Source organism: Kitasatospora sp. NPDC097605 (assembly GCF_040302725.1).
In the GTDB taxonomy this organism is placed as follows: Bacteria; Actinomycetota; Actinomycetes; order Streptomycetales; family Streptomycetaceae; genus Kitasatospora.
The window spans coordinates 47,362-73,255 of the sequence record NZ_JBEOSF010000024.1 but is presented as its reverse complement, the minus strand read 5'-3'; the positions used below and the strand labels follow the sequence as shown (position 1 = coordinate 73,255).

Genomic DNA, 25,894 nt, shown 5'->3' with positions numbered 1-25,894 from the left:
GCAGGACCTGCGACGGTGCAGGGCTGCGGTGCTCCCCGCATGGTAGTCCGCATGGTGGGATCACGCGCCGCCCGGTGTACCGCCTTTCGGCGCACGGCCTTTGGCGCCCTCCTCAGCGCAGCAGCGCGAGTGCCAGCAGCGTGCCGGTCGTGGCGGTCTCCGCCATCGCGCCGAGCACGTCCCCGGTGATCCCGCCGAACCGCCGCACCGAGCGCCGCAGCAGCAGCCAGGAGCCGCCGATGCCCAGCACAACGGCCAAGGGCAGAAGAACAGGTGATGAATTGTCAGTCATGCCGGCGAGGGCGAGCAGGGCGGCCGCGCCGACCGTCGAGGCGACGGCCGCACCCGGCGTCACGGTGCTCGCCACCATCGCGCCCAGCCCGCCGGGCCGGGCCGCCGGCACCGACCGCAGGCACCCCCAGGCGAGCGCGCACCGCGCGGCCACCGCCGCCGCGAGCACCGCGAGCGCGCCGCGCAGCGGGGAGACGGCGAACTGCCCGGCCAGCGCGGTCACCTGCGCCAGCAGCACGAGGACGAGGGTGAGCACCCCGAACGGGCCGATGTCCGACTGCTTCATGATCCGCAGGGCGTCCTCGGCCGGCTTCCCGCTGCCCAGGCCGTCCGCGACGTCCGCCAGCCCGTCCAGGTGCAGGCCGCGGGTGAGCACCGCGAGCACCCCGACCGCCGCCACCGCCCCGAGCGGCCCGCCCGCCCGCCAGGCGACCACCGCCCCGGCGCCCGCCGCGACCGCCCCCAGCGCCACCCCGACCACCGGCGCGAGCACCATGGCCCGCCCCCCGGCCTCCCGGTCCCAGCGCCGGACCCGCACCGGCACCACCGACAAGGTCCCGAACGCGAACCGCACCCCGTCCCACACACCGACCACCCACCGACCACTCGGAACAGCGAAAAGGGCCCGGACCCGTCGTCACGACGCGGCCCGGGCCCCCGACTCCCTACTACAGCTTCCCCAGCAGCTCCGCAGCCGTGGGCAGCCGGGCCGGCTCCTTCGGCGCCGCCGGCACCAACGGCTCGGGCATCTTCTCGGCCAGTGTGTCCGCCGCGGCCTGGAGCAGCGGCAGCGCCATCAGCGCGCCGACCCCCTCGCCCATGGTGATGCCCTGCTCCTGCAGCGGCGTCAGCGTCAGCCGGTCGTACGCCTTCGCCTGCGCCGGCTCACCGCTGCTCTGCCCGGCCCGCCACCACTCCGGCGCCCGGAACGCGATCCGCTGCGCGACCAGCGCGCACGCCGCCGAGACCACCCCGTCCAGCACCACCGGCAGCTTCCGCACCGCGGCCTGGAGCAGGAACCCGGTGATCGCCGCGAAGTCCGCGCCGCCGGTGGCCCCGAGCAGCGCCAGCTGGTCGCCCAGCACCGGCCGGGCCCGGCGCAGCGAGTCCCGCACCGTCGCGCACTTGACCATCCACACCCGGTCGTCGATGCCCGACCCGCGCCCGGTGACCGCCGCCGCGTCCGTCCCGCAGAGCGCGCCGACCAGCACCGCCGCCACCGTGGTCGCGCCGACCCCGAGGTCGCCCAGCACCACCAGGTCGGTCCCGGCGTCGGCCTCCTCGTCGGCCACCGCCATCCCCGCCCGGAACGCCTTGGCGGTCTCCTCGGGGGTCAGCGCGTCCTCGACGTCGATCCGCCCGGAGCCGCGCCGCACCCGGTGCGCCGTCACCTCGTCGGGGAAGTCCCCGGCATCGGCGTCCACCGCGACGTCCACCACCCGCACCCCGGCACCGAACCGCCGGGCGAGCAGCGCGACCGGCGCGGTGCCGTCGAGCACGGCCCGCACCCGTGCCGCCGTGCCGCCCTGCGCGGGCAGCCGGGACACCCCGAGGCGGGCCACCCCGTGGTCGGCGGCGAACAGCACCACCTTGGGCGCCGACAGCGGCCGCACCGGGGAACGCCCCTGTACGGACGACAGCCAGGCGCCCAACTCCTCCAGCCTGCCGAGGCCGTTGCGAGGCCGGTCCAGCTCCTGCCACCGCTCCTCGGCGGCGCGCCGGGCGCTCTCGTCGGGGCGCTCGACGAGCGAGGAGAACGTATCGAGATCCACGGTCGTGTCCATCGTCCGGAAGGCTACACGCCGCGGGTGTTCCAGCGTCCCGGTGGTGACCGGGCGAGGCTGTTCAGCCAACGGCGGGCTTGACCGTGAGAACCTGCCCCGCCACCACCAGCAGCACACGCTCCGAGGCGTCGGCGACCGCCATGTTCAGCCGGCCCAGGGTGTCCCGGAACCGGCGGCCGGCCGCGGTGGCCGGGACGACGCCCATGCCCACCTCGTTGCTGACCGCGACCGCCTGCCGCCGGGTGCCGGCCCAGGCCCGGGCCAGCTCCGCGCAGCGCCGCTGCACCGCGGCCTCACCGCCGTCCGCCCAGACCGCGTCGTCCCAGGCGCCGCACTCGTCCATCACGGCGGTCAGCCAGAGCGCCAGGCAGTCGACCAGCACCGGCGCCGGGTCGGCGGCGTCGGCCAGGACCGCCTCCAGGTCGCAGGTCTCCGCGGTGCGCCAGCTCGCCGGGCGCCGCTCCCGGTGCAGCGCGACCCGCTGCGCCCACTCGGCGTCCCCGTCCCTGGTCCCGCCGGTGGCGACGTACAGCACGTCCGGGTGGTGGGCGAGCAGCCGCTCGGCCGTGGTGGACTTGCCGGACCGGGCGCCGCCGAGGACGAGGGTGCGGGGGAGCGGGGCGTCAGGTGTCATGCACCCCATCCTCGCGCACCGCGCATAGCGAAGATCCGGCCGGGCAACCTGAGGGCTTAGGGTGCGCACACAGCGCATCGCTGATCGTCGGCGGGAGGAGCCGGGCATGGTCTGGACGTGGCGGTACGAGAAGGCGGACGGCACCGTGGTGGCCCCGGACAGCGGCCAGGCGGAGGAGTTCGCCGGCCAGGGGGACGCGGAGACCTGGATCGGGGAGAACTGGAAGCAGCTGGCCGAGGACGGCGTGGACCGCGCCGTGCTGCTGGACGACGGCCGCGAGGTCTACACGATGAGCCTGCACGAGGACTGAGCCGCGCAAGGGCCGCCGCCCGGTCCGGGCGGCGGCTCCCTCGGGCTACTTCATCCCGACGACGTGCAGCAGCGCGGCGACCCGCCGGTAGGGGTCGGTGCGGCCGGCCCGCTCCTCGGCCTCCAGCAGCTGGGCGAGCTGCCGGCCGTCGACCGGCGCCGCGTCGTCGTGGGCGTGGTCGGTGAAGACCCGGACGCCGTACCAGTGCCGCAGCGGCACGGACACCTCGGAGAGGGTGACGGTGAGGTCGGCGATCCGGTCGGCGCGGGCCGCCAGTCCGAACCGGTTGTAGTACCGGTCGGTCTCGAAGGCCTCCAGGGCGGCCCGCCAGTCGCCGGCGGCGGCGGGCCGCAGGGCGAGCGCGTCGCGGTTGCGCACCACCAGGGAGAGCAGCCCGCCGGGGGCGAGCAGCCGGGCCAGCGAGGCGATCATCGGATCGGGGTCCGGCAGGTACATCAGCACGCCGTGGCAGAGCACGATGTCGAAGCTGCGCGCCCCGAACCAGCGCCCGCACTGGTGCCCGTCGCCGATCAGCAGCTGGACGCGCTCGCGCACGGCCTCGGGCTCCTCGGCGAGCGCCTCCTGGGCGGCGCCGAGCGCGGCCGGGTCGGAGTCGATGCCGGTGACGTAGTGGCCGGCCCGGGCCAGCCGCAGCGCCTGGGTGCCCTGGCCGCAGCCGATGTCGAGGACGCGCTGCGCGGCGCGGCCGGCGAGCTGCTCGGCGAGCTGCCGGGCGACCATCTCCTGCCGGACGAGGTTGCGCAGCGAACCGTGCCGTCCGGGGGACGGGCCCGCGCCGCCGGCGAAGGAGCCGCTGCGCGAGGGCAGCCGCCGCTCGTACCCGGTCAGCTCGTGCCCGCCGCGGTCGTACCCGCCGCGCTCCTGGGCGGCCCGGTCGTGGCCGCCGCCGCCCTGGCCGGGGAGCGCGTAGAGGCCGGGCCCGTCCCAGACGGGAGGGGCCCAGCCGGAGTCCACCGGTTCGGCGGTCAGGGCTTCTCCCCGCGCCGCACCTGCGGCTTGGGCAGTCGCAGCCGGCGCATCTGCAGGATGCGCATCAGGCCGTAGGCGACCGCGCCGCGGGTGTTCTGCCCGGCGAAGCGCTCGGTGAGCTGCTTGCGCAGGCCGAAGCCGAGGCGGACGAAGTCCAGGATCACCAGGACGAAGAAGAGCAGGAACAGCAGCGTGGAGAGCAGCTGGAGGGCCGGCACCTTGACGATGCTGAGCACCAGGATGAGGACGGCGGCCGGGAGGAAGAACTCGGCCAGCGACCAGCGGGCGTCCACGTAGTCGCGGGCGAACTTGCGCACCGGGCCCTTGTCACGGGCCGGCAGGTGGCGCTCGTCGCCCTCCAGCAGCGCGGTGCGCTGCTTCTCGCGCTCGGCACGCATCCGCTCGCGGGCCTGGCGGGAGGCCTCCTTGCGGTCCTTGGGCACGCTCACCCGGGTCCGCCGGTGGGCCTCGGCCTCACTGCGCTTGGGCGTGGGCCGGCCCTTCTTCGCCTGCGGGTCGCGGGGCTGGGTCGTCTCGTCCTGCTTCTCCAGCACGGCGGCGGAGGCAGCGGCATCATCTGAACGGCGTCGGAACACACCACCAGCGTACGGGGTGCGGGCCGCCGTTCTCCGGTCCCCCGGGAACCAAACGCATATCGATCGCGTCCCGGGCCGGCGGCTTCGGGTTCCCCCGGGGTTTCCCGTAGGGGATCACTCCGCTGACCGGCGGGTGGAACGAGGGCGTTATCCACCCCGCGGAGGAGGCTTTGCGGGACCGACCTGTAGCAGGCTTGTTGCAGGCAGGTGCACTGCGGCGACGGGCTCGCTGCACATACACTCGTCGTGTCTGGTAACGAGATAGAGACCGCAGGCCGGAGAAGGGGGCACCCGAGGCCCATGAGCGACGGAATCATGAAGCGTATGGGGCTGATCTTCCGCTCCAAGGCGAACAAGGCCCTGGACCGGGCGGAAGACCCGCGCGAGACGCTGGATTATTCGTACCAGAAGCAGCTGGAGCTGCTGCAGAAGGTGCGTCGCGGCGTCGCGGACGTGGCCACCTCGCGCAAGCGGCTGGAGCTCCAGCTGACCCAGTTGCAGCAGCAGTCGGCGAAGTACGAGGACCAGGGCCGCAAGGCGCTCTCGCTCGGCCGGGAGGACCTCGCCCGCGAGGCCCTGACCCGCAAGTCGAACATGCAGTCCCAGATCAACGACCTGCAGGTGCAGTACCAGCAGCTCCAGGCCGAGGAGGAGAAGCTCACGCTCGCCTCCCAGCGGCTGCAGGCCAAGGTCGACGCCTTCCGCACCAAGAAGGAGACCATCAAGGCCACCTACACCGCGGCCCAGGCGCAGACCCGCATCGCCGAGTCCTTCTCCGGCATCTCGGAGGAGATGGGCGACGTCGGTCTGGCGATCCAGCGGGCCGAGGACAAGACCGCGCAGATGCAGGCCCGGGCCGGCGCGATCGACGAGCTGCTGGCCTCCGGCGCGCTCGACGACGCCAGCGGTCTCGGCCGCAAGGACGACATCGAGGCCGAGCTGGAGCGGGTGGCCGGCGGTTCCGACGTCGAGCTGGAGCTGGCCCGGATGAAGGCCGAGCTGACCGGCGGCTCCCCGGCCTCCGGCCCGCAGGCGATCGAGCAGGGCCGCCCGCAGGACGCCGCGCCGCCGCAGCAGCAGCAGGACACCCCGCGGATCAACTACAACAAGTGACCTGAGCTCCACCCCAGGAACAGGGAGACGCACGGCATGATCATGAGGGTCATGGGTGAGGGGCAGTTCGAGGTGGGCGAGACCCACCTGAACCGGCTCAACGAGCTCGACGAGGAGCTCCTCACCGCACTGGAGTCGGGGGACGAGGAACACTTCCGCCGGGCGCTCGGCGAGCTGCTCGGCGCGGTGAAGAAGTTCGGCACCCCGCTGCCGGACGACTCGCTGGAGCCGTCCGACCTGATCCTGCCGGACGCCGAGGCCACCATCGACCAGGTCCGTGAACTGCTGCGGGCCGAGGGCGACGGTCTCATCCCGGGCGTTCCCGAGTAGCCGCCGTCTCGGCCAGACACAAGGGCGGGCCCCTCCCACCGGGGAGGGGCCCGCCCTTCGTCGTCCCGTCGTCGTCCGTGCCGCCCGCGCGGCGGACGGCACGGGCACGGCGCCGCTACGGCAGGGCCAGCATCCGGTCCAGCGCCGCCTTGGCGTACCTCTCGGTCTCCGGGTCGACGGTGATCACGTTCGGCACCCGGCCCTCGACCAGCGACTCCAGCGCCCAGACCAGGTGCGGGAGGTCGATCCGGTTCATGGTCGAGCAGAAGCAGACCGCCCGGTCCAGGAAGACGATCTCCTTGTCCGGGTGCGCCTTGGCGAGCCGGCGGACCAGGTTCAGCTCGGTGCCGATGGCCCACTTGGACCCGGGCTCGGCGGCGTCCAGCGCCTTGATGATGTACTCGGTCGAGCCCACCATGTCGGCGGCCGCGACGACCTCGTGCTTGCACTCCGGGTGCACCAGGACGGTGACGCCGGGGATCCGCTCGCGCACGTCGTTCACCGAGTCCAGGGTGAACCGGCCGTGCACCGAGCAGTGGCCGCGCCAGAGGATCATCTTCGCGTCCCGCAGCTGCTCGGCGGTCAGGCCGCCGTTCGGCTTGTGCGGGTTGTAGACGACGCAGTCGTCCAGCGAGAAGCCCATGTCGCGCACCGCGGTGTTGCGGCCGAGGTGCTGGTCGGGCAGGAAGAGCACCTTCTGGCCCTGCTCGAACGCCCACTCCAGCGCCCGCTTGGCGTTGGAGGAGGTGCAGATGGTGCCGCCGTGCCGGCCGGTGAAGGCCTTGATGTCGGCGGAGGAGTTCATGTACGAGACCGGGACGGTGACGTCGGCTATGCCGGCGTCGGTCAGCACGTCCCAGCACTCGGCGACCTGCTCGGCGGTGGCCATGTCGGCCATCGAACAGCCGGCCGCGAGGTCCGGCAGGACGACCTGCTGGGCGTCGCCGGTGAGGATGTCGGCGGACTCGGCCATGAAGTGCACACCGCAGAAGACGATGTACTCGGCCTCCGGGCGGGCCGCCGCGTCGCGGGCGAGCTTGAAGGAGTCGCCGGTGACGTCGGCGAACTCGATCACCTCGTCCCGCTGGTAGTGGTGGCCCAGGATGAAGACGCGGTCGCCGAGCGCGGCCTTGGCCGCCCGGGCGCGCTCGACGAGGTCCGGGTCGGAGGCCGGGGGGAGGTCACCGGGGCACTCGACGCCGCGCTCGCTGTTCGGGTCGGCCTCGCGGCCGAGCAGCAGCAGAGCGAGCGGCGTCGGGGTGGGGTCGACGCCGTAGGTCTCGGTGATGGTGGTGGTCACGGGCGGGTGCCCTTCTGTGCGGCCGATCGGTGCAGCCTTTTCGTCTATCTGACGCAATCTATGATAACCGGTTAGCGTCAGAGTGACGATGGCCATCCTGTCGATGTGACGAGAACCGCTCGCCGGTTCGGAGCCTTCCCGGCCGCCTGCGGCGTGGCCGAAAGGGGATCCCGGCCCGTCCGGGTTTCGCTGGTCCCATGAAGGCAATCGCGATCCACCGCTACGGCGGCCCCGAGGTGGTCGAGTACACGGACCTGCCCGACCCGAAGGTCGGCCCGGACTCGGTCCTGGTGCAGGTCAGGGCGGCCGGGGTGAACCCGGTCGACTGGAAGGTGCGGGAGGGCCGGCTGGACGGCCTGCTCGACGCGCACTTCCCGCTGGTGATGGGCTGGGACGCGGCGGGGGTGGTCCGCGCGGTGGGCGGCGGGGTCACCGAGTTCGCCCCCGGCGACGAGGTCTACGGCTACGTCCGCAAGGACACGGTCGAGCACGGCACCTACGCCGAACTGGTCGCCGCGCCGGTCCGCACCCTGGCCCGCAAGCCGGCCGCGCTGGACTGGGCGCAGGCCGGCGGGCTGCCGCTGGCCGGGCTCACCGCCCTCCAGGCGCTGCGGGCGGTGGGCGCCGGCCCCGGGGACACCGTCCTGGTGCACGCCGCCGCCGGCGGGGTCGGCCACCTGGCCGTCCAGATCGCCAGGGCCCTCGGCGCCCGGGTGATCGGCACCGCCGGCGAGCGCAACCACGACTACCTGCGCTCGCTGGGCGCCGAGCCGGTCCGGTACGGCGAGGGCCTGGCCGGCCGGGTGCGGGCGCTCGCCCCGCGGGGCGTGGACGCCGCGCTGGACCTGGTCGGCGGCGACGCCGTCGAGGTCTCGGCGGGGCTGGTCGCCGACCCGGCGCGGATCGCCTCGATCGCCGACTTCGGGGTCAAGGCACGCGGCGGGCGGTACGTCTGGGTCCGCCCGGACGCCGCCGGACTGGCCGAACTGGCCGCGCTCGCCGACGACGGGCGGCTGACCGTGACCGTCGCCTCCACCTTCCCGCTCGCCCAGGCCGCCTCGGCCCAGGCGCTCAGCGCGGAGGGCCGCACCCGGGGCAAGATCGTGCTGCTCACCGGCTGAAGCGGTCGCCGGAGGTCGCCCTCCCGTCATCCGTGAGAGGTGGACTCACTCCTGACATCCGCCAGAATGGGTGCCGAACCGTTTCGGCGGCCCGCCGCCCCCACCGCCGCCCCGCCACCCCCGTTCCCGACGCCGCACGACCCGTGGAGCCCCGCACCGATGAGCAGCAGCCGAGCGCACGAGACGGTCGGGGCCTCCCTGGACGAAACCGACCGCCTCCTCCTCGCCCGGCTGGCCGGGGACGGCCGCGCCTCCTACGCGGAGATCGGCCTCCAGGTGAACCTCTCCGCCACCGCCGTCCGCCGCCGGATCGACCGGCTGCGGGCGCGCGGGGTGGTCCGCGGCTTCACCGTGGTGCTCGACCCCTCGGTGCTCGGCTGGCAGACCGAGGCCTTCGTCGAGGTCTACTGCCGCGAGCGGACCGCCCCCGAGGAGATCCTGGCCAGCCTGCGCCAGTTCCCCGAGGTGGTCGCCGCCTGGACGGTCACCGGCGACCCGGACGCGCTGGTCCACCTGCGGGCCGCCGACATGCGGCACCTGGAGGCGGTCATCGAGCGGATCCGCCGCGAGCCCGGCGTCCAGCGCAGCCGCTCCTCGGTGGTCCTCTCCCAGCTCATTGGCTGACCCCTTCCGGGGCCCGCGCAGGATTCCTGCGCGCGGCCCGCCGAAGACGCCCGAAAGCTGCCCGACCGGCCGCGTTCCGACGCGCGGCGGGGGCCCGTCGCTGCCTACGCTGATCATGTCCGGCCATGCGGTGCCAACCCCCCGCTCCGCCGGACCTCCCCGACACCCCACAGCCGAGAGGGACACCCGTGTCCGCAGCCCCCGACCGCATGCACCGGCCCGACAGCGACCTGGTCGACCTGGTTTTCGACTACATGCGCGAGCGGCTGCAGTACGACCCGGTCCCGCTCGACCACCCCGGTGACGGCGAGCACCTGCGCGTCCAGCTGTCCGGCCTGCTCAACCAGGACGGCAACAGCCCGGCCGACGTGCTCAAGCTCTACGACCACGAGCTGTCCCGCGCGGTGATCTCCGCCGACAGCCCGCGCTACCTGTCCTTCATCCCGTGCGCCCCCACCAAGGCCGCGCTGCTCTTCGACATGGTCGTCTCCTGCGCCTCGCTCCAGGGCATCTCCTGGCTGGAGGCGGCCGGCGCGATCGCCGCCGAGAACCAGGTGCTGCGCCTGATAGCGGACCGCGCAGGGATGCCCGCCTCGGCTGGCGGCGTCTTCGTCTCCGGCGGTTCGGCCGGCAACCTCTCCGCGCTGGTGGTCGCCCGCGACACCGCCCGTCGCCGGCTCGGCGTCGGACCGGAGGCCCGGCTGCGGATCGCCGTCGCCGACCAGGTGCACTCCTCGGTCAAGAACACCTTCAACATCATCGGCGTCGAGGCGTTCAAGGTGCCGACCGTGGACCGCCGCTTCACCGGCGAGGCGCTGCGCGCCGCGCTGGCCGCCGACCCGAACCCGGAGACCGTGATCGCCGTCGTCGGCACCGCCGGCACCACCAACGAGGGCATCGTCGACGACCTCCAGGGCCTGGCCGAGGTCGCCCGCGAGCGCGACCTCTGGTTCCACGTGGACGGCGCCTACGGCGGCGCGGGCCTGTTCGCCCCCTCCGTCCGGGAGCGCTACAACGGCATCGAGCACGCCGACTCCTTCGTCGTCGACCCGCACAAGTGGCTCTTCGCGCCGTTCGACTGCGCCGCGCTGCTCTACCGCAACCCCCAGCTCGCCCGCGCCGTGCACACCCAGGACGCCTCCTACCTGGACGTCCTGCACACCGAGGGCGACGAGTGGAACCCCACTGACTACGCCTACCACCTGACCAGGCGCGCCCGTGGCCTGCCGCTCTGGTTCTCGCTCGCCGTGCACGGCGTCCAGGCGTACACCGACGCCATCGAGGCCGGCCTCACGCTCGCCCGGGACACCGCGCGGCTGATCCGCGAGACCGACCACCTGGAGCTGCTGTTCGACCCCCAGCTCTCCGCGGTCTGCTTCAAGCGCAAGGGCTGGACCAACGACGACTACTACCGCTGGTCGCAGCAGCTGCTCGCGGACCAGATCGGCTTCGTCACCCCGACCGGCTGGGACGGCGAGACCGTCGCCCGCTTCGCCTTCCTGCACCCGGGCACCACCATGGAGATGGTCCGCGAGATCCTCGACACCATGGCCTGATCCGCACGCACCGACGGACCCCCGCCCGGCCCCGGCCGCGGCGGGGGTCCGTCGTCGTGAGGGGCTACAGCAGCCCGCCGTTCGGCACGTACGGCGCCGGCGGGCGCATCCCGCGCAGGCCCACGAAGCCGCGGGTCTCCACGGTCAGGCCCACCTCCAGGCCGACGTCCAGCGCCCACTCCTGCTCCGCGGTGAGCGCCTCCACCAGGGCCTCCACGCCGTCCGGCACCCGGGCCAGCGCCTCGCGCAGCAGCCGGGTGGCGATCCGCTTCGAGGTGGCCGCCAGCAGCTTCACCTCGCCGCCGTCCCGGTAGCAGTAGCCGCTGCCCGCCAGCGAGTCCGCGATCAGCAGCTCCTCGCAGTGGGCGAGCAGCAGCTCGTGGTCCGGGCCGTGCGCGGACCCGCGTTGGCGCCGGTCCACCGAGTCCAGCAGGTGCCGGTGCGCGGCGTTGCCCGGGTGGACCGGGATGTCCCCCGGATCGACCAGCCCGGACCGGTCCACCCGCCCGGTCAGCCGCATCGCCGGGTGGAGCGTGAATCCGGCCAGCCGGTAGCGGCGCACGGCCGCCGGGGACGGCGAGGCGCACAGCATGCCGCGCAGACAGCCGCGCCCGTGTTCGAGGGCCCGGTCCAGCAGCAGCCGGCCCACCCCCTTGCCCTGCACGCCCGGCAGCACCACCAGCAGCGCCAGCACCCAGGCACCCTCGCGGCGCAGCGACAGCACCGCGCCGACCGGCTCGCCGTCGAGTTCGGCGATCCAGCAGCCCCGCGGATCGGTGCGCGCCAGGTGTCTGGTCCGGGCCAGCTGGTAGACGGCCGGCCGGTCCGGCCCGGTGGCGGGCGGGGCGTCGGGGAGGGAGGCGAACGCGGCACGGGCGATGGACAGGACGGCCTCCGCGTCGGCGGCGGTGTCCTGGACCGGGCGCAGGATCATGCCCACCATCCTGGCCGTCCGGGCGCCGCCGTGTGGTCCGTTCACCCCGATCGGGCCGTTCGGGCGGTGACCGGTGTCCGCCGGTGTGCGAGCATGGGGAGCGTAGAGGGAGCGGGTGCACGCCCGGCCCACGGAATCACGCCGCCACGAGGCCGCCGAAAACACCCGCCGTCCGGGAAATGAAACCGGGCGGCCGTCGGTTGGCACTGGCGGCAGACCGTCGTCAAGACCGGGAGTAAGCAGATGACCGTCAAGGACGAGACCACCGTCGAGGGTGGCATCCTCCTCACCGACGCCGCCGCGGGCAAGGTCAAGGCCCTGCTGGAGCAGGAAGGCCGGGACGACCTCGCGCTGCGGGTCGCCGTCCAGCCCGGTGGCTGCTCCGGCCTGCGTTACCAGCTGTTCTTCGACGAGCGTTCGCTCGACGGCGACGTGGTCAAGGACTTCGACGGCGTCAAGGTCGTCACCGACCGGATGAGCGCCCCGTACCTGGGCGGCGCCACCGTCGACTTCGTGGACACCATCGAGAAGCAGGGCTTCACGATCGACAACCCGAACGCCACCGGCTCCTGCGCCTGCGGCGACTCGTTCAGCTAATGGCCTGACGCGAAGGCGGCCCCGGATCCCCGGGGCCGCCTTCGTCGTGTCCGGGCACCGCTCAGGCCGTCACGGGGCGCCCGGGACGTCGGGCACCACCGGGTCCGGGCCGATCTTCGGGTCCGCCTCCAGCGGCACTTCCTGCCCGGTTGCCAGGTCGGTCACCGTCCGGCCCCGCAGCGGCTGCTTCAGGTCGGCCGTCACCGTCTGCCGCTGGGCCAGCGCGACGCAGTCCTGCCCGGCCGGCGCCGGCGCCGCCGTGACCCGGACGTCCACCCGGCCGGGCTTGGACTCGTCCGCCTTGAGCGCGTACCGCTGGCAGACCCCGCCGTAGAACCAGACCGTCAGCCGGCTGCCGTCCGCCCGGTAGGTGATCGCCGGGTGCACCGGCGAGCCGTTCCCGGAGCCGTTCGGCGGCGGCTCGCCCACCGCGATGCCGTTGCCGCCCGCGCCCGGGGGAGTGGGCGCCGGGGTCGGGGTCGACTCCGGGCCGGTGGGCCGCGGGTCCGGGGCGGTGGCCGACGGGTCGGCCGGCGGCGTGGTCACCGGAGCGGGGGCGGACGGCGTGGCCGGGGCGACCGGCGCACCCGGGGCCGGATCGGTGGACGCGGTCGCCGACGCCGACGCCGACGCCGACGACCGCTCCGCACCGGACGGCGCGGCGTCCGACCCAGCCGTCGCCCCGTCGCCGCACCCGGCCAGCACGGCCGCCGCCGCCAGCGCCAGGGCCGCCAGTGCCGTCGCGCGCACCCGGCCGGAACGCCGGGGCATGGTCTCCAGATCCATCTGCACATCCTCCCGAGGGTTCAGCGGCGCACCGTGCCGGCCGCACCGCGCGGATGTGACGTGCCCCGGACGATCCCGGTTCCCGTCCGCCCCTCGGGACCCGCGGCCGCAGCCCGCGGAACCCGGCTCAGGGGCCGTACTCGGGCATCCCCGCGACCAGCTGCTGCGCCCCGGAGGAGACCCGGAAGCCGGACCGGACCGGCGCGCTCTCCGGCCGGCCGGTCGCCAGCAGCGGCCAGAACCGGCGCAGCCGGCGCGAGGAGTCCACCAGCGCGTCCAACGACTCGCCGTCCGCGTCGCCGCGCAGGGCGGGCGGAACCCGCAGCGGGTGGTGACTGGGCATCATCGGCCATCACTCCGATCCACCGGTGCCGTGGCGGCGGCGCCACGGGCCTGGCCTGGACGGGGCCGGAAGGGCCCCTTTCTGCGACCCTAGGCCGGGCCGCCCCGGGCCCACCAGAGCTACCGCGGGGTAGTACACGTTCGGGGACGACGGGTGACAGCCGGGTGCCGGCGGACGGGGGCCCCGGCGTGCTCGCGGTCTTGCTGGCGCCCCGCCCCCGCCGGGTACCGTGGGTGGGTTCCACCCCGTTGTCCCATGGCATGCCCGCCATCCTGAGGAGACCCCGTGCGTATCGCCGTCGCCGGCTCGATCGCGACCGACCACCTGATGACCTTCCCCGGCCGGTTCGCCGACCAGCTGGTCGCCGAGCAGCTGCACACCGTGTCGCTGTCCTTCCTGGTCGACACCCTCGACATCCGCCGCGGCGGCGTCGCGCCGAACATCGCCTTCGGCATGGGTGTCCTGGGCCTGCGCCCGGTCCTGGTCGGCGCGGCCGGCGCGGACTTCGCCGAGTACCGCAGCTGGCTGGAGCGCAACAACGTGGACTGCCGCTCCGTCCACATCTCCGAGACCAGGCACACCGCGCGCTTCATGTGCACCACGGACGAGGACCACAACCAGATCGCCTCGTTCTACACCGGTGCGATGGCCGAGGCCCGCAACATCGAGCTCAAGCCGATCGCCGACCGCGTCGGCGGCCTCGACCTGGTGCTGATCGGTGCCGACGACCCGCAGGCGATGGTCCGCCACACCCAGGAGTGCCGCACCCGCGGCTACGCCTTCGCCGCCGACCCGTCCCAGCAGCTGGCCCGCCTCGACGGCCATGACATCCGCGAGATCGTCGACGGCGCCGCGTACCTCTTCACCAACGAGTACGAGGCCGCGCTGATCGAGTCCAAGACCGGCTGGGACGCCGAGGAGATCCTCACCCGGGTCGGCACCCGGGTCACCACCCTGGGCAGCAAGGGCGTCCGGATCGAGCGCAAGGGCGAGGCCCCGGTGCTGGTCGGCTGCGCCCCCGAGAGCGCCAAGGTCGACCCGACCGGCGTCGGCGACGCCTTCCGCGCCGGCTTCCTGGCCGGCCTCTCCTGGGACCTGGAGCTGGAGCGCGCCGCCCAGATCGGCTGCATGCTCGCCACCCTGGTGATCGAGACCGTCGGCACCCAGGAGTACGAGCTGCGCTCGGACGACTTCCTGCAGCGCTTCGTCGGCGCCTACGGCGAGGACGCCGGCGCCGACCTCCGCGCGCACCTGGTCAACTGACCCGCCGCACCAGGTAGGCCGAGCCCCGGTCGCCGCCGTACTCGGCGGCCGGGGCCTCGCCCAGGTACTCCTGCCCGCGCATCCCGCACCAGGCCGGGACGTCCAGCCGGGCCGCCTCGTCGTCGGCCAGCACCACGACCGTCCCGCCCACCGGCACCTCGCCGATCCGCTTCGCCAGCTCGATCACCGGCAGCGGGCACCGCTTGCCGAGGGCGTCGAGGACGAGCGTCCGGTCGGACGGCTCCCCGGCGTCGGCGGGCAGCGCCAGGTCCAGCCCCAGCGGCGCGCGGACGCCGGCCACCACCTCCGGCAGGACGGCCAGGAACCGCTCGACGTCCGCCTCGGCGGTGCCGAACGGCAGCGAGACCCGGACATTGCCCTCGGTGAGCACGCCCATCGCCGCCAGCACATGGCTCGGGGTCAGCGTGGAGGAGGTGCAGGAGGAGCCGGAGGAGACCGCGAACCCGGCCCGGTCCAGCTCGCCCAGCAGCACCTCGCCGTCCACGTACAGGCAGGAGAAGGTGACCAGGTGCGGCAGCCTGCGCACCGGGTCGCCGACCACCTCGACCTCGGGCACCAGGCGCGGCACCCGGGCCCGGATCCGCTCGACCAGCTCGTGCAGCCGGGCGTTCTCCCGCTCCGCCTCGGCCCGCACCGCCCGCAGCGAGGCCGCCGCCGCGACGATCGCCGGCACATTGACGTACCCCGGCACCCGGCCGCCCTCGCGCTCGTCCGCGGGCAGCGGCGAGGCGTAGCGCACGCCCTTGCGCACCGCGAGCACCCCGACCCCGGCCGGCCCGCCCCACTTGTGCGCGCTGGCGGCCAGCAGCGACCAGCCGGCCGGCACGTCCACCCGCCCGGCGCTCTGCGCGGCGTCCACCAGCAGCGGCACGTCCCCGCAGCGCGCGGCCGTCTCGGCGACCGGCTGCACCGTGCCGACCTCGTGGTTGGCGGACTGCAGTACGGCGAGCGCGGTGTCCGGCCGCAGCGCCGCCGCGAAGGCCGCCGGGTCGATCCGGCCGTGCCGGTCCACCGGCACCGCGGTGACCCCGCCGCCCGCCGCCTCGTGCCTCTCCGCGGTGTGCAGGACGCTGGAGTGCTCGACGGCGGAGTGCACCAGGTGCCGGCCGCGCCGCCGGTTGCCGTGCAGCGCGCCCAGCACGCCGAGGTGGACGGCCTGGGTGCCGCTGGCGGTGAAGGAGATCTCGTCGGCCCGGCAGCCGAGCACCTCGGCGACGGTCTCCCGGGCGGCGTCCAGCAGCATCCGGGCCTGCCGTCCGGAGCGGTAGAGCCGGGCGGGGTCGGCCCAGCCCTCGTCGAGGGCGGCGGTCAGTGCCTGCCGGGCGACGGGGTGGAGCGGTGCGGTGGAGGCCACATCGAAGTACACGGGGACATTTAACGACACTCCCGGGTGCGTTCCGGGCTCCGGCGGCGGCTCAACGGCCGTCAGTCGATCACCCCGAATGTCCGGATCGTCCGCGTCCGACGGGGCGTCACACACGTTGTCCGAGGTCATCCCCCGATCGGGCGTACGGACCCCGAATGCCTAGGATGACCTGCGGCGCAGCCCTTGCCGGGCCTGATCGGGTGTCCGGGCGGCGCGTTACCGGGACCTGCCCGTCAGCAGCGCATAAGGCTGGAGTAGGGTTTGGCCCGCATAAGCATTCAAACCGTGCCCGTGGACGGGTCGCCGAGGAGGGGAAGCCTCCCCGGGGCGACGCGAAGGCGGGCGAGACTTCGGGAAGGCGCTACGTGAGTCCCAACGGCTCCGACCGCTCGCCGCGGCGCACGATGCGGCGGAAGCTGCCTCAGGCGCTGGCACTGGGCCTCGTCATCGCGACCGCCACCGGCTGCTCGGCCAACGACCTCCCCAGGCTTGGCCTCCCGAGCCCCGTCACCAAGGAAGGGCCGATGGTCCTCCACATGTGGCAGGGCTCCTGGATCGCGGCGCTGGTGGTCGGCGTACTGATGTGGGGTCTGATCATCTGGAGCGTGATCTTCCACCGGCGCAGCCGCACCGGCGTGCAGGTCCCCCCGCAGACCCGGTACAACGTGCCCATCGAGGCGCTCTACACCGCGGTCCCGATCATCATCGTGTCGGTCCTCTTCTACTTCGTCGCCCGCGACGAGTCGAAGCTGACCGCCGTCTCCGAGAAGCCCCAGCACACCGTCAACGTGGTGGGCTTCCAGTGGAGCTGGGCGTTCAACTACGAGAACACCGAGACTCCGGACCCGGCCAACACGGAGGCCGCGTACGAGGTGGGTACCCCCGGCGAGCCGCCGACCCTGTACCTGCCGGTCAACGAGACGGTGCAGTTCCGCCTCACCTCTCGTGATGTGATCCACGACTTCTGGCCCATCAACTTCATGATGAAGATGGACGTCGTGCCGGGTGTGGTCAACAAGTTCGAGGTCACCCCGACCGTCAAGGGTGAGTACATGGGCAAGTGCGCCGAGCTCTGCGGCGTCGACCACTCGCGCATGCTGTTCAACGTGAAGGTCGTCGACCGTGCCGAGTACGACCAGCACCTGAAGGACCTGCGGGCCAAGGGTCAGACCGGCGCGGTGCCCTCCGGCATCACGACCATGGGAAGTGAAGAGAAGTGACCATCCTCAACGAGCCCGCCGCGGCCGGCGGGGGCGCCGGGGCCGTCACGGTCGGGGCGCAGCGGACCCGGAAGCCGGGTTCCACCATCATCAAGTGGCTCACCACCACTGACCACAAGACGATCGGCACGCTGTACCTGGCGACGTCGTTCGCGTTCTTCCTGATCGGCGGCATCCTGGCGCTGGTCATGCGTGCCGAGCTGGCTCGTCCGGGGACCCAGATCCTGTCGAACGAGCAGTTCAACCAGGCGTTCACGATGCACGGCACGGTCATGCTGCTGATGTTCGCGACGCCGCTGTTCGCCGGTTTCGCGAACTGGATCATGCCGCTGCAGATCGGCGCGCCGGACGTCGCGTTCCCGCGTCTGAACATGTTCGCCTACTGGCTGTACCTGTTCGGCTCGCTGATCGCCGTCGCCGGCTTCCTCACCCCGCAGGGCGCCGCCGACTTCGGCTGGTTCGCCTACGCGCCGCTGTCGGACGCGGTCCGCTCGCCGGGCATCGGCGCCGACATGTGGATCATGGGTCTGGCCTTCTCCGGCTTCGGCACCATCCTGGGCGCGGTCAACTTCATCACCACGATCATCTGCATGCGGGCCCCCGGCCTGACGATGTTCCGGATGTCGATCTTCACCTGGAACGTCCTGCTGACCGCGGTGCTGATCCTGCTGGCCTTCCCGGTGCTGGCCGCCGCGCTGTTCGCCCTGGAGGCGGACCGCAAGTTCGGTGCGCACGTCTTCGACCCGGCCAACGGCGGTGCGCTGCTCTGGCAGCACCTGTTCTGGTTCTTCGGTCACCCCGAGGTGTACATCATCGCGCTGCCGTTCTTCGGCATCGTGTCGGAGATCATCCCGGTCTTCAGCCGCAAGCCGATGTTCGGCTACTCCGGCCTGATCGCGGCCACCATCGCGATCGCCGGTCTGTCCGTGACGGTGTGGGCCCACCACATGTACGTCACCGGCCAGGTGCTGCTGCCGTTCTTCTCCTTCATGACCTTCCTCATCGCCGTCCCGACCGGTGTGAAGTTCTTCAACTGGGTCGGCACCATGTGGAAGGGCTCGCTGAGCTTCGAGACCCCGATGCTCTGGACGGTCGGCTTCCTGGTCACCTTCCTCTTCGGTGGTCTGACCGGTGTCCTGCTGGCCTCCCCGCCGATCGACTTCCACGTCTCGGACTCGTACTTCGTCGTCGCCCACTTCCACTACGTGGTCTTCGGCACCGTCGTCTTCGCGATGTTCGCCGGCTTCCACTTCTGGTGGCCGAAGATGACCGGCAAGATGCTGGACGAGCGCCTCGGCAAGATCACCTTCTGGACGCTGTTCTTCGGCTTCCACACCACCTTCCTGGTGCAGCACTGGCTCGGCGCGGAGGGCATGCCCCGCCGCTACGCCGACTACCTGGCCGCCGACGGGTTCACCACCCTGAACACCGTCTCGACCATCGGCTCGTTCCTGCTCGGTCTGTCGATCCTGCCGTTCCTCTACAACGTCTGGAAGACCGCCAAGTACGGCGAGAAGATCGAGGTCGACGACCCGTGGGGCTACGGCCGCTCGCTGGAGTGGGCGACCTCCTGCCCGCCGCCGCGGCACAACTTCCTCACCCTGCCCCGGATCCGCTCCGAATCCCCGGCCTTCGACCTCCACTACCCGGAGATCGCCGCGCTGGACTACCTGGAGAACCACGGTGAGCCGGCCAAGCACCTCGCCGGTGTGACCCCGGCGAAGTACGACGCCCCGCAGCTGGGCAAGGGCAAGAAGGAGGGTGACGCCCGATGAAGGAACAGGGCAAGATTTTCCTCGGCCTGTCGGTCTTCGTGCTGGCCATGGCGATCACCTACGGCCTGTGGACCAACAGCTCCGACCACGGCATCGAGGCCGCCGGTACCACCGCGCTGTTCCTCGCCTTCGGTCTGTGCGCCTTCATCGGCTACTACCTGGCCTTCACCGCCCGCCGGGTGGACAGCGGCGCGGGTGACAACCCCGAGGCCGAGGTCGCGGACGACTCCGGCGAGCTGGGCTTCTTCGCCCCGCACAGCTGGCAGCCGCTCTCGCTCGCGATCGGCGGCGCGCTCGCCTTCCTCGGTGTGATCTTCGGCTGGTGGCTGATGTTCTGGTCGCTGCCGATCATCCTGATCGGTCTGTTCGGTTGGGTCTTCGAGTTCTACCGGGGCGAGAACCAGAACCAGTAGGCACTGGCTCCCTCGCACAGGGCCGGGCATCCCGCACGGGATGCCCGGCCCTGTTGCGTCCCCGGAGTGACGGCCTCACCCCGCCGGCCCAACCGTGCCCCGTTCGGTTGTCGCTCGGCCGGACGCGGTTCCTACGATCTGACCAATCGTGCGAAACCCCGGGAGGCGGTCATGGCCGACAGACGCGGAATCGCGGGTCTCGGCGGCATCACGCTGGCCCTCGTCGTACTGGTCCCGCTGGCGGGCTGCACCGCCGGTGGGGACGAGGGCGCCGAGGCGGTCCGCAAGGTCGACGCCGCAGAGCTGGTGCACTTGTCCGCCACCGAGCGGGTGGACCCGTCCCAGCCGCTCACGGTGACCGCCGAGCCGGGCAGCCGGCTCACCGACGTCACCGTGGTCGGCCCGGACGGGCGGGTGGTCGCCGGCCGGCTCTCGGAGGACCAGCGCAGCTGGCAGACCACCGGCCGGCTCAAGGCCGCCACCGCCTACACGGTGCGGATCGCCGCCGACGACGGCCGCGGCGGCCGCGGCGAGACCACCGCCGGCTTCTCCACCCTGGCCGCCCAGCACCTGCTGGCCGCCAAGCTCGGCCCGGACTCCTCCGGCAGCGGCGTCTACGGCGTGGGCCAGCCGCTCACCGTCCAGCTCTCCGAGGGGGTCAAGGACCCGCAGGCCCGCCAGGAGGTGGAGCGCGCGCTGACGGTCGTCTCGCAGCCCGCCGTCACCGGCGGCTGGTACTGGGTGGACGACAAGAACCTGCACTTCCGCCCCGAGGACTACTGGCCCACCGGTACCACCGTCAGCCTGGCCTTCGAGGCCACCGGCAGCCGGATCTCCGACGGACTGTACGGCGGCGACCGGGCCGCCCTGGCGCTGCGGATCGGCGAGCGCGTCGAGACGGTGGTGGACGCGGCCGCGCACGAGTTGACCCTCAAGCGCGACGGCCAGGTGGTCCGGACGATGCCGGTGACCACCGGCAAGCCCGGCTTCGACACCCGCAACGGCGTCAAGGTGGTGCTGGGCCAGGAGCGCAAGGTCCGGATGAGCGGCGAGACGATCGGCATAGCGTCCGGCAGCGCGGAGTCCTACGACCTCGACGTCGAGTGGGCCACCCGGGTGACCTGGAGCGGCGAGTACGTGCACGCCGCGCCCTGGTCGGTGGGCTCCCAGGGCGTGGAGAACGTCAGCCACGGCTGTACCGGGATGAGCACCGAGAACGCCCGCTGGTTCTACCAGAACACCAGGGTGGGGGACCTGGTGACGGTGGTGAACAGCCACGGCAAGGGCATGGAGCCGTTCGGCAACGGCTTCGGCGACTGGAACATCGGCTGGGCCGAGTGGGTCAAGCACAGCGCCCTCGGCGGGCCCGTCAACACCACCGCCCCGGTCACCCGGGCGCCCGCCAACGGGATGATCGCCCCGCAGCTCTGACCGGGGGCTCAGCCCGCCGAGGCGTCGTCCCGGTAGGCCACCCGCAGCGCGCCGTCCGCGGCGCCCAGGGCGTCCGCCTGCGGCACCCCGAGCCGCCGGGCCCGCTCGGCGTACTCGGCGGCGGCCGCGGCGAGCAGCCGGTGCGCGGAGTCGCCGACCGCGGCGATCAGGGTGCCGCGCCGGCCGTGCGTCTCCACCACCCCGTCCGCCTCCAGCTCCCGGTAGGCGCGGGCGACCGTCCCGGCGGCCAGCCCGAGCTCCTCGGCCAGGGCGCGGACGGTGGGCAGCCGCAGCCCGGTCGCCAGCTCGCCGCTGCGGGCCCGCTCGGCGATCTGGGCGCGGATCTGCTCGTACGGGGGAGTGGCCGAGGCCGGGTCGACGGACAGCTGCACGGTGGGCTCCTGACGGTGCGGACGGCGGGTGCGGACGGCGGGTGCGGACAGCGGGCGGGGGAGGGGCGGGGACGGCAAAGCCCGAGGGCCGCCGACCAGAAGAACTCTGGTCAGCGGCCCTCGGGTGCGACGCGGCGACGCGTACGGGATCAGTGGTGGCCGTGGCCGCTGGTGATCTCGTGGTGCTCCTCGGCGGTCGGCTTGGGGATCTGGCTGCCCTCGCCGTAGAAGCCGCGGGAGAGCTTCGCCCGGGTCCGGGTGATGACGCCGGCCTTGCGGGCCACGCCGTTCTCGTCCGTCTCGGCCGGCAGCTCGAACGGCTCCACCTGCTCGTGCGCGGTGAGCTTGTGCAGGTCCTGCTGCGGCAGCTGGGCGTGCACCTCGATGAACTCGCCGTGCGGCAGGCGCTTGATGACGCCGGTCTCGCGGCCGTGCAGCACCTTCTCCTTGTCACGGCGCTGGAGGCCGAGGCACCAGCGCTTGGTGATGATGAAGACCAGGACCGGGACGACGAAGAAGCCGACGCGGACGAAGTAGGTGACCGAGTTGATCGACAGGTGCAGGTGGGTGGCGAACAGGTCGTTGCCACCCGCGACCAGCAGGATCAGGTAGAGGCTGATCCAGGCGGCGCCCAGCCCGGTGCGGACCGGGGCGTTGCGCGGACGGTCCAGGATGTGGTGCTCGCGCTTGTCGCCGGTGATCCAGCCCTCGATGAACGGGTAGACCGCGATCGAGACCAGGACCAGCGGGAAGATCGCCAGCGGCACCAGGACACCCAGGTTCAGGGTGTGGCCCCACAGACCGATCTCCCAGCCCGGCATGAGGCGGATCAGACCCTCGGAGAAGCCCATGTACCAGTCGGGCTGGGCGTCCGTGGACACCTGGTCCGCGCGGTACGGGCCGACCGACCAGACGGGGTTGATCGTGGCGATCGCCGAGATGGCGGCGATGAGGCCGAACACCAGGAAGAAGAAGCCACCGGCCTTGGCCATGTAGACCGGCATCAGCGGCATGCCGACGACGTTCTTCTCGGTCTTGCCCGGGCCCGCCCACTGGGTGTGCTTGTGGTAGAAGACCAGGATCAGGTGCGCCACCAGCAGGCCGAGCATGATGCCCGGGATCAGCAGCACGTGGATGGTGAAGAACCGCGGCACGATGTCGGTGCCGGGGAACTCGCCGCCGAACAGGAACATCTGGATGTAGGTGCCCACCAGCGGGACGGCGAGGATCGCGCCTTCCATGAAGCGGATACCGGTGCCGGACAGCAGGTCGTCCGGCAGCGAGTAGCCGAAGAAGCCGTCGAACATGCCGAGGACCAGCAGCAGGAAGCCGAAGACCCAGTTGATCTCGCGCGGCTTGCGGAACGCGCCGGTGAAGAAGACGCGCAGCATGTGCACGAGCATCGCCGCCACGAAGACCAGGGCGGCCCAGTGGTGGATCTGGCGGACCAGCAGACCGCCGCGCACCTCGAAGCTGATGTCGACGGTCGAGGCGTAGGCCTCGGACATCGGGAGGCCCTTGAGCGGCACGTACGAGCCGTCGTAGATGACCTCGCCCATCGAGGGCTTGAAGAACAGCGTCAGGTAGACGCCGGTCAGGATGATGATGATGAAGGTGTAGAGGCAGATCTCGCCCAGCATGAAGGACCAGTGGTCCGGGAAGATCTTGCGCAGGTTGGCCTTGGCGAGGGAGTAGATCCCCAGCCGGCCGTCCGTCCAGTCCGCTGCCTGCTCCCACTTGTTCGCGGGCTTGGCACGCGTGCTGGCGGGCTTGGCGGCGCCGGAGGTGGTGCTGCTCGCACTGCTCATCGAGCACGCTCCCAGAAGCTCGGGCCGACGGCTTCGTCGAAGTCGCCGTGGGCGACCAGGAAGCCCTTCTCGTCAGTGGTGATCTTCAGCTGCGGCAGCGGGTGGCCGGCCGGGCCGAAGATGACGCGCGCGCCGTCCGCCAGGTCGAAGGTCGACTGGTGGCAGGGGCAGAGCGCGTGGTGGGTCTGCTGCTCGTACAGGCTGATCGGGCAGCCGACGTGGGTGCAGATCTTGGAGTAGGCGAGGATGCCCTCGAAACCCTTCTCCTTGGACTTCTCGTCCTTGATGTCCTGCGGCGCGATGCGCACCAGCATGAGGGCGTCCTTCGCGATGCGAACCTGGAAGTCCTCGGAGTGCGTGGTCAGGCCCTCGGGCATCGCGAAGGTCAGCGACCCCTGGATGATGTCCTCGGCCTTCATCGGCAGGTTGGTGTTCATGTTGATCAGCTGCAGCGGCTTGGCCTCGGTGGCCTCGTCCCAGCCGGTGTGCTGCAGCTTGTCCTCGGGCAGCGGGCCCAGGTCGCGGAGCAGGACCACGCCGGAGAGCGGGACCAGCGCCATCGAACCGATGAGGGTGTTGCGGATCATCTTGCGGCGGCCGAAGCCGGACTCCGCGGCACCGGTCTTGAACTGCTCGATGACGTCGGCGCGGACCTCGTCGTCGGCCTCGATCGGGTGACGCTCGGCCGGGATCTCGTGGTCCGACATCAGGGTGCGGGCCCAGTGGACCGCGCCCGCGCCGATCAGGAACAGCGCGAGGCCCAGGGTCATGCCGAGCGCGAAGTTCATCGCGCTGACGTGGCCCAGCGGCCAGATGTAGACGATCTTGTCCGGGTCGATGGCCACGTACGAGGCGATGAAGCCGATGGTGGCGATCATCGACACGACGAACATCAGCGACACCTGACGCTCGGCCCGCTTGGCGGCCCGCTCGTCGATGTCGGTGCGGCGCGGCTCGTGGGCCGGCAGGCCGGGGTCGGCGAACGGGTCGCCGTGGGCGGCCACCTCGTGGTGCCCGGCGGAGCCGTGCGACTCCGGGAGCTTCTCTTCTGACATGTCGTGGCTCATGACTTCTTGGCCTTGGTGGTGTGGGCGGCGACCCAGATCGCGACCAGGATGAGCGCGCCGAGACCGAAGATCCAGCCGAACAGGCCCTCGGTCACCGGACCGAGGCTGCCGAGCGTGAGACCGCCGGGGTTGGGCTCATCGTTGGTGGTGTGGCGGACGAAGGCCACGATCTGCTTCTTCTGCTCCTCGGGCATGGTGCTGTCCGGGAACGACGGCATGTTCTGCGGGCCGGTCTGCATGGCCTCGTAGATGTGCTTGGCGTCCACGCCCTCCAGCGACGGGGCGGACTTGCCCTGGGTCAGGGCACCACCCTGGCCGGAGAAGTTGTGGCACTGGGCGCAGTTGGTGCGGAACAGCTCGCCACCCTTGGCGAGGTCCTCGGGGTTGGTCGAGGTGACCTGCTCCTCGGTCGGCGTCACCGGGCCGGGGCCGAGCGAGGCGACGAAGGCGGCGAGCTGGTCGATCTCCGCCTGCGAGTAGATGTTCGGCTTGCGCGGCACCTGGGCGCCGGGCTGCTGGGCCGGCATGCGACCGGTGCCCACCTGGAAGTCGACCGCGGCGGAGCCGACGCCGACCAGGCTCGGGCCGTCGCTGCTGCCCTGGCCGTTCAGGCCGTGGCAGGAGGAGCAGCCCACGGCGAAGAGCTTCTTGCCCTCGTCGATCGCGAGCGACTGCGCGGCGACGTCGGCCTGCGCCTTGTCGGCGGGCGCGAACGCGGCGTACAGCCCCCCGGTTGCCGCCAGGGCGAGAAGTAGGACGACCAGCGCCGCCAGTGGGTGGCGCCGTCGTGCGGAGAGCTTTTTCACGGAATAACCCCGGTGTCAGGATCTGGTCGACTGGTGGGTGCACCCGGCGGCCGGTCTGGCCGGCACGAGGCTGCCTGTCTAGGGCTGCGCGCGCGGTCGGTCGGTGGGAGCGTCGGCACCGGCGAAATCGGGCCGTCGCCGGTGAGGGCGGGACCCGAGGCCGGTGGCCAGCGACCTGATCAGCTGGTTACTTGATCAGGTAGATGGTCGCGAACAGGCCGATCCACACGACATCGACGAAGTGCCAGTAGTACGACACGACGATCGCGGCGGTGGCCTGCTCGTGCGTGAAGCGCTTGGCTGCGTACGTCCGTCCCAGGACCAGCAGGAAGGCGATCAGACCACCCGTCACGTGCAGACCGTGGAAGCCGGTGGTCAGGTAGAACACCGTGCCGTACGGGTCGGAGGACAGCGAGAGGCCGTCCTTCTTGACCAGCTCGGTGTACTCGAAGATCTGGCCGCCGATGAAGATCGCGCCCATCACGAAGGTGAGGATGAACCACGAGCGGAGCTTCTTCACGTCCCCGCGCTCGGCGGCGAAGACACCGAGCTGGCAGGTCAGCGAGGAGAGCACCAGGATCGTGGTGTTGACCGAGGAGAAGGGCACGTTGAGGGCGTGCGCCTTCTCGGTCCAGAACTCCGGCCCCTTGACGGAGCGGAGCGTGAAGTACATCGCGAAGAGGGCCGCGAAGAACATCAACTCGGAACTGAGCCAGACGATCGTTCCGACGCTGACCATGTTCGGCCGGTTGACCGATCCGTGCGCGTGCCCGGTTTCTACTGCTGTTGCTGTCGCCACGACGGACATTATGTCGGTCCCTTATTCCGTCTTCACGCCGGGGGGTGTCCCTCGGAGTGTCCGGTGCGTGCGGTATGCCCCCCTGGCACCCGACAGGCTGCGGGTACCCCTGCTGAGCAGCGGCGTGTCCCTTTTCTGACGGTTCCTCGAAGGCCCCTTCGGAGGCCTTCGCGGCGTGTCGCGGCAGGCCCGCGGGGCCGTCGGTAGTAAGGGGAGAGACCACC

Annotated in this window: 26 protein-coding genes and 1 pseudogene; 12 read left to right on the top strand and 15 right to left on the bottom strand. The window is 72.2% G+C overall.

Annotation, left to right across the window (positions count from 1 at the left end; translation table 11 throughout):
• Positions 1-112: 112 nt before the first annotated feature.
• From ABTX81_RS25390 to cobU, 3 genes and pseudogenes are all read right to left on the bottom strand, one after another.
• A complete protein-coding gene (locus tag ABTX81_RS25390) occupies positions 113-844 on the bottom strand; it encodes an adenosylcobinamide-GDP ribazoletransferase (RefSeq protein ID WP_350549564.1) in 732 nt (243 codons plus the stop codon).
• Positions 845-959: 115 nt separating this feature from the next.
• The gene (locus tag ABTX81_RS25385; protein ID WP_350549562.1) at positions 960-2,075 is read right to left on the bottom strand and encodes a nicotinate-nucleotide--dimethylbenzimidazole phosphoribosyltransferase; all 1,116 of its coding nucleotides are present in this window, start codon (positions 2,073-2,075) and stop codon (positions 960-962) included.
• A 61-nt stretch (positions 2,076-2,136) separates the two neighbouring features.
• Positions 2,137-2,703: pseudogene (gene cobU, locus ABTX81_RS25380) on the bottom strand (bifunctional adenosylcobinamide kinase/adenosylcobinamide-phosphate guanylyltransferase); the annotation flags it as partial.
• 112 nt (positions 2,704-2,815) lie between these two features.
• On the opposite strand from cobU, the gene ABTX81_RS25375 reads away from it, so the two are divergent.
• Positions 2,816-3,019 (top strand): hypothetical protein, encoded by a 204-nt coding sequence (locus ABTX81_RS25375; protein WP_350549559.1) that lies wholly within the window; start codon positions 2,816-2,818, stop codon positions 3,017-3,019.
• A 45-nt stretch (positions 3,020-3,064) separates the two neighbouring features.
• Here the strand turns inward: ABTX81_RS25375 and ABTX81_RS25370 are convergent, their stop codons facing one another.
• Complete coding sequence (locus ABTX81_RS25370; RefSeq protein WP_350549674.1) at positions 3,065-3,760, bottom strand: class I SAM-dependent methyltransferase; 696 nt, start codon at positions 3,758-3,760, stop codon at positions 3,065-3,067.
• A gap of 245 nt (positions 3,761-4,005) precedes the next feature.
• Positions 4,006-4,605 (bottom strand): DUF3043 domain-containing protein, encoded by a 600-nt coding sequence (locus ABTX81_RS25365; protein WP_350549557.1) that lies wholly within the window; start codon positions 4,603-4,605, stop codon positions 4,006-4,008.
• A gap of 300 nt (positions 4,606-4,905) precedes the next feature.
• Between ABTX81_RS25365 and ABTX81_RS25360 the strand changes: the two genes are divergently transcribed.
• Complete coding sequence (locus ABTX81_RS25360; RefSeq protein ID WP_350549554.1) at positions 4,906-5,718, top strand: PspA/IM30 family protein; 813 nt, start codon at positions 4,906-4,908, stop codon at positions 5,716-5,718.
• Between the two features lie 36 nt (positions 5,719-5,754).
• Positions 5,755-6,048, top strand: a complete 294-nt coding sequence (gene pspAA, locus ABTX81_RS25355; RefSeq protein WP_350549552.1) for a PspA-associated protein PspAA — start codon at positions 5,755-5,757, stop codon at positions 6,046-6,048.
• A 115-nt stretch (positions 6,049-6,163) separates the two neighbouring features.
• On the opposite strand, the gene nadA is transcribed toward pspAA, so the two are convergent.
• A complete protein-coding gene (gene nadA, locus ABTX81_RS25350; RefSeq protein WP_350549549.1) occupies positions 6,164-7,348 on the bottom strand; it encodes a quinolinate synthase NadA in 1,185 nt (394 codons plus the stop codon).
• A 197-nt stretch (positions 7,349-7,545) separates the two neighbouring features.
• Here nadA and ABTX81_RS25345 point away from each other — a divergent pair, with 197 nt between their 5' ends.
• From ABTX81_RS25345 to ABTX81_RS25335, 3 genes are all read left to right on the top strand, one after another.
• A complete protein-coding gene (locus ABTX81_RS25345) occupies positions 7,546-8,469 on the top strand; it encodes an NADP-dependent oxidoreductase (protein ID WP_350549546.1) in 924 nt (307 codons plus the stop codon).
• A gap of 159 nt (positions 8,470-8,628) precedes the next feature.
• Positions 8,629-9,093, top strand: a complete 465-nt coding sequence (locus tag ABTX81_RS25340) for an Lrp/AsnC family transcriptional regulator (RefSeq protein ID WP_344345500.1) — start codon at positions 8,629-8,631, stop codon at positions 9,091-9,093.
• 188 nt (positions 9,094-9,281) lie between these two features.
• A complete protein-coding gene (locus ABTX81_RS25335; RefSeq protein WP_350549543.1) occupies positions 9,282-10,649 on the top strand; it encodes a pyridoxal phosphate-dependent decarboxylase family protein in 1,368 nt (455 codons plus the stop codon).
• 64 nt (positions 10,650-10,713) lie between these two features.
• On the opposite strand, the gene ABTX81_RS25330 is transcribed toward ABTX81_RS25335, so the two are convergent.
• The gene (locus ABTX81_RS25330) at positions 10,714-11,583 is read right to left on the bottom strand and encodes a GNAT family N-acetyltransferase (RefSeq protein ID WP_350549541.1); all 870 of its coding nucleotides are present in this window, start codon (positions 11,581-11,583) and stop codon (positions 10,714-10,716) included.
• Positions 11,584-11,826: 243 nt separating this feature from the next.
• Here ABTX81_RS25330 and ABTX81_RS25325 point away from each other — a divergent pair, with 243 nt between their 5' ends.
• Positions 11,827-12,180, top strand: coding sequence for a HesB/IscA family protein (locus ABTX81_RS25325; RefSeq protein ID WP_350549538.1), 354 nt, complete (start codon positions 11,827-11,829; stop codon positions 12,178-12,180).
• A 69-nt stretch (positions 12,181-12,249) separates the two neighbouring features.
• On the opposite strand, the gene ABTX81_RS25320 is transcribed toward ABTX81_RS25325, so the two are convergent.
• Positions 12,250-12,966, bottom strand: a complete 717-nt coding sequence (locus ABTX81_RS25320; protein WP_350549536.1) for a hypothetical protein — start codon at positions 12,964-12,966, stop codon at positions 12,250-12,252.
• Between the two features lie 127 nt (positions 12,967-13,093).
• On the bottom strand, positions 13,094-13,312 hold the full coding sequence (locus ABTX81_RS25315; protein ID WP_350549533.1) for a hypothetical protein: 219 nt from the start codon (positions 13,310-13,312) through the stop codon (positions 13,094-13,096).
• A gap of 282 nt (positions 13,313-13,594) precedes the next feature.
• Between ABTX81_RS25315 and ABTX81_RS25310 the strand changes: the two genes are divergently transcribed.
• A complete protein-coding gene (locus ABTX81_RS25310) occupies positions 13,595-14,572 on the top strand; it encodes a carbohydrate kinase family protein (RefSeq protein WP_350549530.1) in 978 nt (325 codons plus the stop codon).
• Here the strand turns inward: ABTX81_RS25310 and ABTX81_RS25305 are convergent.
• Positions 14,565-15,959: a cysteine desulfurase/sulfurtransferase TusA family protein gene (locus tag ABTX81_RS25305; RefSeq protein ID WP_350549527.1), complete on the bottom strand. Its 1,395-nt coding sequence runs from the start codon at positions 15,957-15,959 to the stop codon at positions 14,565-14,567. The two genes, ABTX81_RS25310 and ABTX81_RS25305, sit on opposite strands and share 8 nt — an antisense overlap.
• A 365-nt stretch (positions 15,960-16,324) precedes the next feature.
• On the opposite strand from ABTX81_RS25305, the gene ctaC reads away from it, so the two are divergent.
• The 4 genes from ctaC to ABTX81_RS25285 all read left to right on the top strand — a co-directional run bounded on the left by ctaC (position 16,325) and on the right by ABTX81_RS25285 (position 20,798).
• Complete coding sequence (ctaC, locus tag ABTX81_RS25300; protein WP_350549524.1) at positions 16,325-17,179, top strand: aa3-type cytochrome oxidase subunit II; 855 nt, start codon at positions 16,325-16,327, stop codon at positions 17,177-17,179.
• Entirely contained in the window at positions 17,176-18,954 is a 1,779-nt protein-coding gene (gene ctaD, locus ABTX81_RS25295) for an aa3-type cytochrome oxidase subunit I (protein WP_502892850.1), read from the top strand. The genes ctaC and ctaD overlap by 4 nt, the downstream gene beginning before the upstream one ends.
• Positions 18,951-19,367 carry a cytochrome c oxidase subunit 4 gene (locus ABTX81_RS25290; protein WP_350549522.1) on the top strand — a complete coding sequence of 139 codons (417 nt, stop codon included), beginning with the start codon at positions 18,951-18,953 and terminating at the stop codon, positions 19,365-19,367. The genes ctaD and ABTX81_RS25290 overlap by 4 nt, the downstream gene beginning before the upstream one ends.
• Before the next feature lie 171 nt (positions 19,368-19,538).
• Positions 19,539-20,798 carry a L,D-transpeptidase gene (locus tag ABTX81_RS25285; protein ID WP_350549519.1) on the top strand — a complete coding sequence of 420 codons (1,260 nt, stop codon included), beginning with the start codon at positions 19,539-19,541 and terminating at the stop codon, positions 20,796-20,798.
• Positions 20,799-20,806: 8 nt separating this feature from the next.
• Here the strand turns inward: ABTX81_RS25285 and ABTX81_RS25280 are convergent, their stop codons facing one another.
• The 5 genes from ABTX81_RS25280 to ctaE all read right to left on the bottom strand — a co-directional run bounded on the left by ABTX81_RS25280 (position 20,807) and on the right by ctaE (position 25,679).
• On the bottom strand, positions 20,807-21,190 hold the full coding sequence (locus tag ABTX81_RS25280) for a GntR family transcriptional regulator (protein ID WP_350549517.1): 384 nt from the start codon (positions 21,188-21,190) through the stop codon (positions 20,807-20,809).
• 149 nt (positions 21,191-21,339) lie between these two features.
• Complete coding sequence (qcrB, locus tag ABTX81_RS25275) at positions 21,340-22,998, bottom strand: cytochrome bc1 complex cytochrome b subunit (RefSeq protein ID WP_350549514.1); 1,659 nt, start codon at positions 22,996-22,998, stop codon at positions 21,340-21,342.
• Positions 22,995-24,065: a cytochrome bc1 complex Rieske iron-sulfur subunit gene (gene qcrA / locus ABTX81_RS25270; protein ID WP_502892849.1), complete on the bottom strand. Its 1,071-nt coding sequence runs from the start codon at positions 24,063-24,065 to the stop codon at positions 22,995-22,997. Before qcrA ends, qcrB begins: the two co-directional genes overlap by 4 nt.
• On the bottom strand, positions 24,062-24,871 hold the full coding sequence (gene qcrC, locus ABTX81_RS25265; protein WP_350549509.1) for a cytochrome bc1 complex diheme cytochrome c subunit: 810 nt from the start codon (positions 24,869-24,871) through the stop codon (positions 24,062-24,064). Before qcrC ends, qcrA begins: the two co-directional genes overlap by 4 nt.
• 187 nt (positions 24,872-25,058) lie before the next feature.
• Positions 25,059-25,679, bottom strand: coding sequence for an aa3-type cytochrome oxidase subunit III (gene ctaE / locus ABTX81_RS25260; RefSeq protein WP_350549507.1), 621 nt, complete (start codon positions 25,677-25,679; stop codon positions 25,059-25,061).
• Positions 25,680-25,894: the final 215 nt, after the last annotated feature.

Coding starts and splice junctions, on each gene's coding strand:
- ABTX81_RS25385 (WP_350549562.1), bottom strand. CDS start 2,075: ATGGACACGACCGTGGATCTCGATACGTTCTCCTCGCTCGTCGAGCGC.
- ABTX81_RS25375 (WP_350549559.1), top strand. CDS start 2,816: ATGGTCTGGACGTGGCGGTACGAGAAGGCGGACGGCACCGTGGTGGCC.
- ABTX81_RS25370 (WP_350549674.1), bottom strand. CDS start 3,760: ATGGTCGCCCGGCAGCTCGCCGAGCAGCTCGCCGGCCGCGCCGCGCAG.
- ABTX81_RS25360 (WP_350549554.1), top strand. CDS start 4,906: ATGAGCGACGGAATCATGAAGCGTATGGGGCTGATCTTCCGCTCCAAG.
- pspAA (WP_350549552.1), top strand. CDS start 5,755: ATGATCATGAGGGTCATGGGTGAGGGGCAGTTCGAGGTGGGCGAGACC.
- ABTX81_RS25345 (WP_350549546.1), top strand. CDS start 7,546: ATGAAGGCAATCGCGATCCACCGCTACGGCGGCCCCGAGGTGGTCGAG.
- ABTX81_RS25340 (WP_344345500.1), top strand. CDS start 8,629: ATGAGCAGCAGCCGAGCGCACGAGACGGTCGGGGCCTCCCTGGACGAA.
- ABTX81_RS25330 (WP_350549541.1), bottom strand. CDS start 11,583: ATGATCCTGCGCCCGGTCCAGGACACCGCCGCCGACGCGGAGGCCGTC.
- ABTX81_RS25325 (WP_350549538.1), top strand. CDS start 11,827: ATGACCGTCAAGGACGAGACCACCGTCGAGGGTGGCATCCTCCTCACC.
- ABTX81_RS25320 (WP_350549536.1), bottom strand. CDS start 12,966: ATGGATCTGGAGACCATGCCCCGGCGTTCCGGCCGGGTGCGCGCGACG.
- ABTX81_RS25315 (WP_350549533.1), bottom strand. CDS start 13,312: ATGATGCCCAGTCACCACCCGCTGCGGGTTCCGCCCGCCCTGCGCGGC.
- ABTX81_RS25290 (WP_350549522.1), top strand. CDS start 18,951: ATGAAGGAACAGGGCAAGATTTTCCTCGGCCTGTCGGTCTTCGTGCTG.
- ABTX81_RS25285 (WP_350549519.1), top strand. CDS start 19,539: ATGGCCGACAGACGCGGAATCGCGGGTCTCGGCGGCATCACGCTGGCC.
- qcrB (WP_350549514.1), bottom strand. CDS start 22,998: ATGAGCAGTGCGAGCAGCACCACCTCCGGCGCCGCCAAGCCCGCCAGC.
- qcrA (WP_502892849.1), bottom strand. CDS start 24,065: ATGAGCCACGACATGTCAGAAGAGAAGCTCCCGGAGTCGCACGGCTCC.
- ctaE (WP_350549507.1), bottom strand. CDS start 25,679: ATGTCCGTCGTGGCGACAGCAACAGCAGTAGAAACCGGGCACGCGCAC.